6 protein-coding genes are annotated in these 10,860 nt (G+C 67.1%); 4 read left to right on the forward strand and 2 right to left on the reverse strand.

Going from position 1 to position 10,860, the window contains the following annotated elements; translation table 11 throughout:
- Window positions 1-203 precede the first annotated feature (203 nt).
- The 3 genes from QZL63_RS04350 to tamL are packed head-to-tail and all read left to right on the forward strand — an operon-like array spanning window position 204 to window position 7,283.
- On the forward strand, window positions 204-3,548 hold the full coding sequence (locus QZL63_RS04350) for a hypothetical protein (RefSeq protein WP_022308106.1): 3,345 nt from the start codon (window positions 204-206) through the stop codon (window positions 3,546-3,548).
- Window positions 3,545-4,978, forward strand: coding sequence for a translocation/assembly module TamB domain-containing protein (locus QZL63_RS04355; RefSeq protein ID WP_022308107.1), 1,434 nt, complete (start codon window positions 3,545-3,547; stop codon window positions 4,976-4,978). The genes QZL63_RS04350 and QZL63_RS04355 overlap by 4 nt, the downstream gene beginning before the upstream one ends.
- Window positions 4,959-7,283, forward strand: coding sequence for a translocation and assembly module lipoprotein TamL (gene tamL, locus QZL63_RS04360; protein ID WP_022308108.1), 2,325 nt, complete (start codon window positions 4,959-4,961; stop codon window positions 7,281-7,283). Before QZL63_RS04355 ends, tamL begins: the two co-directional genes overlap by 20 nt.
- A gap of 29 nt (window positions 7,284-7,312) precedes the next feature.
- Here the strand turns inward: tamL and corA are convergent, their stop codons facing one another.
- Entirely contained in the window at window positions 7,313-8,332 is a 1,020-nt protein-coding gene (gene corA, locus QZL63_RS04365; RefSeq protein WP_022308109.1) for a magnesium/cobalt transporter CorA, read from the reverse strand.
- 121 nt (window positions 8,333-8,453) lie between these two features.
- Here corA and QZL63_RS04370 point away from each other — a divergent pair, with 121 nt between their 5' ends.
- Window positions 8,454-8,912 (forward strand): TspO/MBR family protein, encoded by a 459-nt coding sequence (locus QZL63_RS04370; RefSeq protein ID WP_022308110.1) that lies wholly within the window; start codon window positions 8,454-8,456, stop codon window positions 8,910-8,912.
- A 45-nt stretch (window positions 8,913-8,957) separates the two neighbouring features.
- Here the strand turns inward: QZL63_RS04370 and QZL63_RS04375 are convergent.
- A partial coding sequence (locus QZL63_RS04375; protein WP_290585999.1) for a hypothetical protein occupies window positions 8,958-10,860 on the reverse strand: 1,903 nt, incomplete at its 5' end.

Genomic DNA, 10,860 nt, shown 5'->3' on the forward strand with positions numbered 1-10,860 from the left:
CGCCCGCCGGGGCAGCCGCCCCGCCGTACCGATCCATCGCGTTTATCGCGCCGGCGGACCGCACGCCCCGCCGGGCGGAGCGATGCTCCGGATTTGGAAGATTTTTTGTACCTTTCGATCGGATTCCGCCGTCCGCGGCAGAACCCGTACGGCGCCGCCCGGTGGGCAGACCGCACGGAGAGGCGGACCCGGACCGCATCCACATGCTGAAAAAGATCCTCAAATACACGCGCCGGGCCCTGCTTGCCGTGCTTCTTCTGCTGTTGCTCCTCCCCGCACTGTGCTACATCCCGGGCATTCAGGAGCTCATCCGCCGGGAGGCCGAGCGACAGGCCGCCCGCACCCTGGGCATGGAGCTCTCGATCGGCCGCATCCGCCTGGCCTTTCCGCTCCGCCTCACCGTCACCGAAACCCGGCTCGTGGAGCGGGGCGACACGCTGCTCTCGTGCGGACGTCTGGCCCTCGACGTCAGTCCGGGACCGCTGCTGCGCCGCCGGATTGACATCCGCCGCCTCCAGCTCGACGACACACGCATCGACTACGGCGACTCGCTCGCAGGCACGAGCCTCCGGGCGGCAATCGGCTCGTTCTCGCTCGACGGGATGATCGACCTCCGCACGAGGGCGATCTCCGTCGGATCGGCGCGTCTGGCCGGGGGCGATGCCGCGCTCACGATGCGCCCCGCCCCGAAACGGGAGGAGCCCCCTACGGATACGGCCGCAGCGCCGTGGCGGATCGACATCGGCAGCCTCCGCCTCGCCGACGCCGCCTTCCGCCTGCGGAACGAGCCGGGTCCCTTGCTGCTCGACATACGCCTCGACGACGGCAGGGCCGAGGCTGCCCGCATCGACCTCGGAAACTTAGCCGTTTCGGTCCGCTCGGTTCGTCTCGACGGAGGATCCTACGCCTGCCTCATGCCTGCGGCCGGGCACGACGCACAACACGAAACGGGCCCTGCGGCCGAAGGTCCGTCGCCGGAGGCCCGCCGCACGGCCGGAGCCGCCCCGGAGGCCGCCGACGCTCCGGCTGCCGGACCGTGGGAGATCCGCATCGACCGGATCGAACTGCACGACAACCGCGCACAATATGCCATTGCGGACCACCGCCCCACAGCGGGATTCGACCCTGCGGCCATCGCCGTTACGGGTTTCGACACCGAAATCGACTCGCTCCGTTCGTACGGGGCGCAACTGGCCGTACAGATCCGCAGCATGCGTTTCGCCGAACGGTCGGGATTCACCGTCGAGAAGTTGTGCGGATCGCTCGCCCTCTCCCCCGACGGCGCGGAGCTCACCGGCCTGAAGATCGCCACCACGCAGTCGAGCCTCCGGGCCGATGTGAAAGCCGGGGCGGGCATCCTCGCCCTGGCCCCGGACGCCCCGCTGACGGCCGACCTGACGGCCGATGTCGGGATGCGTGACGCCGCACGGTTTGTTCCCGGCCTCGACCGCGCCGTGCTGCGCGACAAGCGGATCGGCGCATCGCTGCAACTCGCCGGGACCCTTGCCGACATCCGCCGCCTGCATCTGGGCGTCACCTCGCCCGGGCACCTCGACCTGCAGGCCGACGGAGCCGCCAAACAGCTGCTCGACCCGGGCCGCGCGGAGCTCGCGGTGCGGCTCGACGGTACGCTCCGGCAGATGGACTTCCTCCGTGCGCTGCTTCCCGACACGGCACTGCAGCGCCGGATCGCCATCCCCGGGCGCATCACGCTCCGGGGCGACGGCCGCTGGCAACAGGGGCGGATCACCGCCTCGACGGCACTCGGGGTAGGCACGGGACGGCTCTCCCTCTCGGGAACGTTCGACGCCGCACGCAAGGAGTATGAGGCCGTGCTGCGCTGCGACAGTTTCCCGCTCGGCCGCTTCCTGCCGGCCGACTCGCTCGGCCGACTTGACCTGAACATCGAGGCCGGCGGCCGGGGGTTCGACCCGCTGGACGAAACGATGCGAGCCACCCTTCGGAGCGACCTCGCCCGGGCGGAGTACCGCGGGCGCAACCTCGGAGGCATCTCGCTCGAGGCCCGGCTGGAGGAGTGCCGCCTCGCAGGGCTTCTCGCCTCGCACAACAAAGCACTCCGGCTTGCATGGCGGCTCGACGGAGCGCTCTCCCAGGCCGGACAGCGGCTCCGCATCGCGGGCGACGTCGCGTCGTTCGACCTCGCGGCGCTCGGACTGACACCCGACTCGATCGGCGGCAGGTTCCGCCTCGACGCCTCGGCCGCACACTCCGAAGCCGACGGGCTATCGGCCCGTATCTCGTTCGACAGCATCCGCCTCCACGGCCCGGCCGGCGAGAGCGACATCCGCCCCACGCAACTGACCTTCGCGACGGGGCCGGCGGGTACCCGCAGCGGCATCCGCTCGGGCGACCTCTCGATGGTCTTCGACAGCCCCTCGCCGCTCGACTCGCTGACCGCAGCCCTCGCCCGCAGTGCCGACACGCTGCGCTGCGGTCTCCGCACCGAGGGGATCGACATGCGGTCGCTGCAGCCCCTGCTGCCCAGGTTCCGCCTGCTCGCCGCAGCCGGCCGGGAGAACATACTGAACAACTTCCTCCGCACGAAAGGCGCATCGTTCGAGGCGCTGGAGATCCGGGGCGGCAACCGCGACTCGCTCCCCGCAGCACTCCGGATGCGGATCGAGGGGCTGACGGCCGGAGGCGTCCGCCTCGACACGCTCTCGGCCGAACTCGCCGGCGACGGACATGCCCTGGACTACGAGCTGCACATCGCCAACCCCCCGCCGCGGAGCGACTCGCTGGCACACACCTCCCTCTCGGGCAGGATCGAAGGGCGGGAACTCCGGGCCTTCCTGCGCCGGCAGGCCCCCAACGAACAGCCGACCCGCCTGGGGTTCGCCGTCGTCTGGAGCGACAGCCTGATCGAGGGACGCATCCTTCCCGACCTCGGGACATGGCACGTCAATGCGGACAACCGCATCGCCTATGGCCGCGGACGCCGGGTCACGGCCGACCTGGAGCTCACACGCGGCGACCAGCGGCTCGCCCTGCACACCGTGCCGGCCCCGGGATTCACCGACGGCGTGCGGCTCGACATCGCGGGAATCGACATCGCCCGCACGCTGCAGCTGCTCTCCGAAGCTCCGCCCGTAGGCGGCACGCTCGCAACCCGCGTGGAGCTCGGACTGTCGTCCGACAGCCTCTCGGTACAGGGCTCGGTGACGGCTGCCGGGGTAACCTACGACGGAGCCCGCTTCGGCAATGTCGGGATCGGCGCCTCCTATGCCCAGGGAAGCATCCGGCAGGCCGACGCCCTCCTGACACTCGACGCCGACACGCTCCTGACGGCCCGCGCCCGCTACGGCGGCCGGGGGGCGCTCGCGGCCGGATGTCCGAATCCGGGGCGCTCGAGGCCGAATGCACGATCCCGGGACTGCCGCTGCAGCGCCTCGACCCCCTCCTGCCGGCCGACCTGCTCCGCCTTGCGGGCACGCTCCACGGCCGCATCCGGATGTACGGAGAGCCCGAAGCCCCGCGCTTCGACGGCGGCATCTCCTTCGCGCAGGCACAGTTCCGCGTTCCGATGATCGGCACCACCTTCCGCCTGGCCGGCGACACGGTCCGCCTCGACGGACGGCGCGTCGCCTTCGAACGCTTCACCCTCCTGGCGCCCAACGGCCGGCCATTCACGATCGACGGGACGGTGGACCTCACGGACCTCGCCCGCACGACCGCCGACCTGCAGCTGCGCGCCTCCGACTTCCAGTTCCTCGACGTGGCCCGCAAACAGCGCACGGCAGTCTACGGCACCGGATACCTTGACCTGAACGCCTCGGTGCGCGGCCCGCTCGACGCACTCACCGTGCGCGGCAGGCTTGCGCTGCTCCGCGGCACGGAGCTCACCTACGTGATGCAGGACTCCCCGACCGAAATCCGCAACGAGTCGCAGGATGTCGTGACGTTCGTCTCGTTCCGGGACGAAACGCAGGAGCCCGCTCCCGAAACCGAGGCCGCACCCGTGCGGATCGGAGGCATGGACCTGCAGCTGGAGATCGACATCAACGACGAGGTGAAGGCCGGTGTGGACCTCTCCCCGGACGGCAACAACCGCATCGACCTCCGCGGCGGCGGCGACCTCACCTTCTCGATGAACCCGCTGGGCGACATGGCCCTTTCGGGACGCTACCAGCTCACGGGAGGAAGCGTGCGCTACAACCCGCCCGTCATCGCACAGAAGGTCTTCGCCATCCGCCCGGGCAGCTATGTCGAATGGACGGGCAACCCCGCCGACCCGCACTTCGACATCACGGCCACGGAGACCGTGCGGGCCAGCGTATCGACCGACGGCGGAGAGTCGCGGCCGGTGAATTTCGACATCTCGGTACAGGTCCGCAACTCGCTCGAGGACCTGGCGGTTTCGTTCGGGCTCTCGGCGCCCGAGGACCTCACGATGCAGAACCAGCTGCAGTCGCTCACCGACGAGCAACGCGCCCAACAGGCCATGAACCTGCTGATCTACAACACCTACACCGGCCCCGGCACCACAGCCAAGGCCAATGCGGAGAACCCGCTCAACGCCTTCGTACAGAAGGAGCTGAACCAGTGGGCGCAAAACTCGCTCAAGGGCGTGGACCTGAGTTTCGGCATCGACTCCTACGACGAGACCGACCCGAACGGCGCCCGCACCGACTACTCGTACCGCCTTTCGAAGAACCTCTTCGGCAACCGGTTCCGGGTGATCATCGGCGGCAAGTTCAGCACCGACACCGACCCGACCGAGAACCTCAAGGAGAACATGATCGACGACATCTCGCTGGAGTACGTCCTCACCCGGCGCGGGAACATGTTCCTCCGCCTGTTCCGCCACACGGGCTACGAGAGTATCCTCGAAGGCGAGATCACCGAGACCGGCGTGGGCTTCATCATCCGCAAGAAGATGGCCCGCCTGCTCGACCTCTTCCGGTCGGCCGACCGTACCGGGAAAAAACGCAACCGCCATGAATCCGACACGCACTGACATACGCCGCACGCTCGTGCTCTGCGCACTCCTCCTCTGCGCGGCCTGCTCCACGACCCGGCGGCTCGGCGAAGGCGAGGTACTCTACACCGGGGTCCGGAAGATCCGCATCGAGCCCGACTCGGGGGTCACGCTCACCGATGCCGCAGCCTCGGCAGCCCGGCAGCCCCTCTCGGTCGCCCCGAACAACCCGCTCTACAGCCCCTTCGTGCGCACCCCGCTGCCCATCGGGCTGTGGGCCTACAACTACCTCTACACACCCAGGGAGCGGGGCTTCAAATACTGGTTCTACAAGCGGCTGGCCAAGGAGCCCGTACTCATCTCGAAGGTCCGCCCCGACCTGCGCACCCAGGTCGCCGAACAGGCGCTCGCCAACCACGGCTACTTCGGCTCCGAAGTCTCGAACGAGCTCCGTTACCGCAAGCGGGGGCTCAAGGCCAAAGTGGACTACACGCTGCGCATCGCCCCTCCCTACCGCTACGGCACGATCGAATACCCGCCCGCTACGGGGAGCCTCGCCCCGCTGATCGACAGCCTGCGGGCCACCTCCCCGCTCCGCACCGGAGCACAGTACAACCTCGACTCGCTCACCGGGGAGCGCAACCGCATCGCCGGCATCCTCCGCAACCGGGGCTACTACTATTTCCGGCCGCAATACCTCGAGTTCCTGGCCGACACGACCGTGGGCGGACGCCGGGCCGACATCCGCCTGCAGCTGAAGTCTTCCACCCCGCCCGAGGTGCTGCGCCCCTACCGCACGGGGAGCGTGACGGTACGGCTGACAAACGTCTCGCCGGGCCCGACGGACACGCTCCGCCTGCAGCGCGCCACGGTCATCACGCAGCGCCCGATGAAGATCCGCCCGCGCCTGCTCGCACGCGCCCTGTCGCTCGAACCCGGGCAGCCCTTCACGGTCGATGCGCAGAACCGCACCCTCACGGAGCTGAACAAACTCGGCGTGTTCCGCTCGGTGACGCTCAACGTGCCGCCGGCCGATTCGCTCGCGGGCAGCGACTCGCTCGACATAGAGATCGACGCCCGCCTCGACCTGCCGATCGCCGCCGATCTCGAGACCGACGTCGTCTCCAAGTCGAACAGCTTCCTCGGGCCCGGCATCGCCTTCAAGGTGAGCCACAACAACCTCTTCCGCGGCGGCGAGGTGCTGGCCCTGAAACTCAACGGGTCCTACGAATGGCAGACGGGAAACAAGCAGTCGGGCGGACGCGACTCGCGGCTCAACTCCTACGAACTGGGACTCAACGCCACGCTCGACCTGCCGCGGCTCCTGTGGCCGGGAGCGGCAAGGCGACATGCGCGGGCCACGCATACGGAGGGGCGCACCTCGTTCCAGCTGGGGCTCGACCTGATGAACCGCCCCGACTACTTCCGGATGATCTCCTTCGGCGGATCGGCCGGCTACACCTTCCGCACCTCGGCCTACAGCCACCACGCGCTGACGCTGCTGAAGCTGACCTACAACAAGCTGCTCCACACGACGGAATCCTTCGACCAAACGCTGGACGCCAACCCGACGATCTCCATGAGTTTCCGCGACCAGTTCATCCCCTCGCTCGGCTACACCTACACCTTCGACCGACTCTACGGGCAGACGGGCAACCGCCGGCTCTTCTGGCAGAACAGCCTCACGTCGGCCGGCAACCTGCTCTCGGGAATTCTCGCCCTGTGCGGCGAACACCACCCGCAGGAGCTCTTCGGCAACCGCTACTCGCAATTTCTCAAGGAGGTGAGCGACCTGCGCTTCTACCACCGGCTCGGGCAGGGCAACACGTGGCTGGCCACCCGGCTCCTCATCGGCGTGGGCTATGCCTACGGCAACTCCGAGGTGATGCCCTACAGCGAACAGTTCTACATCGGCGGAGCCAACAGCATCCGGGCCTTCACCGTGCGCTCGATCGGACCGGGCAGCTACCGTCCCCCGACCGACGACCGCAACGGATACCTCGACCAGACGGGCGATTTCAAGCTCGAGGCCAACGTCGAGCTGCGCTTCGGCATCCTGGGGAGGCTCAACGGCGCCCTATTCCTCGACGCCGGAAATGTCTGGCTGCTCCGGGCAGACCCGGAACGACCCGGGGCCGAACTCAAGTGGAAGGGATTTTTCAACGAGATTGCTCTGGGAACCGGATTCGGCCTCCGCTACGACATCAGCTACCTGGTCCTCCGCGCCGACCTGGGCATCGGGCTCCACACCCCCTACCCGAACCCCGACCGCAGGGGATACTACAACCTTTCAAGTTTCAAGGATGGACTCGGCTTCCACCTGGCCATCGGCTACCCCTTCTGACCCGGGCCGGGAGCGAAACGGACGAAGGGCTAACGCCACCGCTTGGCGCGGAAGATGAAGTAGGCCGCCACGCCGACCACAAGCATCACGCCCCACGCCGCGGCATAGCCGTAGCGCCAGTGCAGTTCGGGCATCCGCTCGAAGTTCATGCCCCACACCCCGACGAGGAAGGTCAGCGGGATGAAGATCGTCGAGACGATCGTCAGCCGCTTCATGATGTCGTTCATGCGCAGGTCGTTGTTCGAGATGTAGAGGTCCATGAGCGACGAGAGGGTCTCACGGCACCCCTCGACCAGCTGCACGGCGTTCTGCAGGTGGTCGCTGACGTCGTTGAAGAAGGGGTGGCTCGCCTTGCGGACAAGCCCCGAATCGGAGCGCAACAGCCGCTGGAACTGTTCGCGCAGCGGCATGACCGTACGCTTGAGCTCCATGTAGCGGCGGCGCTGCATCTGGAGCTGGATGCCGATGTCGCGTTCGTTGCGGGCGGCCAGCAGCTCCGACTCGAGATCGTCGAGTTCGTCGCCGATGGACATGGCCAGCGAAACATAGTTCGAGATCACGCCGTTCATCAGCACCAGGAAGAGGTAGTCGGCCGTACGCATGCGGATGCGCAGCACGTTGTCGCGCAGCGCCCGGGCCACATCGTCGAAGAAGCCCGAATCGCCCTCGACAAAACTCAGCACGAAATGCTCGCCCTGCATGAGCCGCACCTGCACGGCACTGTCCGACTGGAAAATCCGGCCGACCATGAAATTGAACCCGTCGTGCTCCTCGACCTTGCTCGGGTGGTCGGCGTTCAGGATGTCCTGGATGGTCAGGAAATCGGCCCCGAAGTGGGTGCAGACCGCCTCGATGCAGGCGGCATCCTTGAGTCCGTGGATGCGCAGCCAGATCTTCTCGTCCGCCCCGACCGCAACGGACTCGGGCGTAAAGGCATCGAGCAGCGTCTCCTCGAACGTTCCCGCCGAATAGCGGATCAGGTGGATGTGCGTCTTGGTCCTACTGTCGCCGTTGTAGGCCAACTGTTCGGTAAGCAGGTTGTTTTTCATGGCATGTTGTCCGACATTCGGCCGGACATCTGCAAAAATAGTGAAATCCCGCCCGAAAAGATGCGGCGGAAGAGGCTTTTTGCCCGAAATTTGCCTGTCCTGGATCAAAACGACACACACGATGAAACGCCTGTTCCGCTACCTGGGCCCCGTCCTGCTCTGCTTCGCCGTCGGCTTCTCGGCCAGCCTCTTCCAGGCGCGTGCCATCGCCGAATGGTACCCTGCACTGGTCAAACCCCCGCTGACGCCCCCCGCCGTCGCCTTTCCCATCGCTTGGAGCATCATCTATCTCTGCATGGGTATCGCGCTCGGCGTGGCGCTCGACCGGCAGCGCCGCGAACTGATCCTCCCGTGGGCCGTCCAGCTGGCGCTCAACTTCCTGTGGAGCATTCTCTTCTTCACGCTGCGCTGTCCGCCGGCAGGACTTGTCGGACTGCTGCTGCTCGACGCCGCGGTGATTCTTTTCACCTGTCGGGCCGCCCGCTCCTGCCGTCCTGCAGCCTGGCTCTTCGCCCCCTACCTCGCCTGGCTGGCCGTGGCCACCTACCTGAATCTGGCGATCTGGCTACTCAACGCCTGACAAAAGAGGCGGACCCGGACGTCTTCCGATGTCCGGGTCCGGCATTCACACCCCGTAGATGTATTCGACCGGGGATTTCTTGAAGCGCAGGATCCGCGTATCCTTCGTCCCCGCCCCGTTCTTCTGGAGGTAAAGCGCATTCATCGCTCCGGAGAAGTACCACCCCGTCCCTTCGGGCGAGCAGACCGCAAAGAGGATGTTGTTGTAATGGCCCGAATGCTGGATTCCGTCGGCGTTCCACTGCGCGCCGGGCCCGTACCACACGACCGGTTCACAGTCGGGGAAATCCGGGCTCCACATCCGCGCATACAACACGTCGGCCATCTGCACGCTGCCCACCGCAACATCGTTGCGCCGCCGCTGCTCGCGCTGCACGAGCGAATGACCCTCCCAGGGAGAGCGGAGCGTATGCGACCCGGACCACATCATCCAGACATAATCCGTCGCATCGAACATGCGGTTGAACTCCTCCATCGTCGGAAGTTCGTAGCCGTCGGGAGAGAGGGCGTCGGCCGGAAGTTTGTTGATATGGACGGAGGCGGAGGCGGAGAAGCCCTCCATCACCAACTTTTCCCCGTCATCGACCACCTGCATGCCGATGCCGCTGTCGCCCTGATAGGCCCAGCCCCACAGGTCGCGGAACTCTTCGGGCGAGCAGTCGCGCAGGTAGTCGAAGAGGCTCTGCCCCGCTTCGACGGCCGGATCGGCCGACGAGAGGATCTGATCCTCGAACTGCCGCGAATTGCCCCGCGCATTGTACTTGCACCACCACACCCCGTGGAACCACGTGACGGGCAGTCCGTAGTTGCGGCGCGAAATGCGGTACTCCTCACGAACCGAAGCATCCGTCCGGTCAGTAACAACCAGCGTTGCCGCCTGCAGGCGGCCGTCGGCCCGGGGATCGTTCGGGCGCCAGCCGCCCAACACGCGCACCACCTGCGGATCGTCGTCGGCCGGCAGGAGTTTCACCCACGGGTCCTCGTCCTCGCCGAACTCCACCTGAAGGCATCTTCCCTCGGGCAGCGTGAAGCGGCCCAGTTCGTTGTCCACATAACGGCCGAAGTCGAATGCATAGCTTTCGGCACCGAACGAGATGGCACCCTCGAGCCGGACCGGATTGGACTCAAGATGCAGCACGATCCGGTCCTCGGGATAGGACTCCGAGAGGCCCTTGCGGCGGAACTGCAGCACCACCTCGTCGGCCTCCATCCCCGGAGCGTAGAGCGACTTGCGGATCCTGAAGCGGTTGAGGCCCGCCACCCCCTGCGCCGCATCGGCTTCATGCTCGACCGTCAGCGGATAACCCGCCACGGGAAGCAGCTCGAGTTCGTCGCCGCAGTCAAGCGCCAGCAACAGATCGGTCCGCCCGCAGGGCAGCGTCACCCGGTCGCCCGCTTCGGAGACCGAGACCCCTGCCGGCAGTTCCGAGGCCGCGGCATCCACGCGGATCCGCCCGTCGAAGTCGGGGTGCAGCCCGACCTCGCCACCCTCCTCCCAGGGTTCGACCGTCAGCCGGACCTCCTGGTCGGCCACGCCCTTGAGCAGCGTCACCACGTAAATCCGGTTGCGGAGGATCCGCCCGGGGAGTTCCGCCTCGATTTCGCACCGTTTGCCATTGACAACCGCCTCGGCCCGCAGGATCGCCCCTTCGCCGCTCTGTTCATAGATCCGGGCCACATCGGGCGTATCCTCCGTGCAGGGAGTGTCGAGCAGGAACGACACCTCGCCCCGCTGGGTCGGCGCAAACGCCTCGTCACCGAAAAGCGGCGTGTGCAGAGCCGCACCGTCGAGCGTAAGCCGCTCGACAGAGGCCGTTCCCACCACACGGATGTGCAGGTCGAGACGCGCCGTACCGCGCGTCAGCACCACTTCGGGCGCCGCAGCACCGGTCAGGTCGCCATGTCCCGAGAAGAAGCGGAGCGGAAGTCCCTCCGCCGTACCGGCCGGG

Origin of the sequence: Alistipes sp. CAG:268, from assembly GCA_000434235.1 — a bacterium.
GTDB classification, from domain to species: Bacteria; Bacteroidota; Bacteroidia; order Bacteroidales; family Rikenellaceae; genus Alistipes; species Alistipes avistercoris.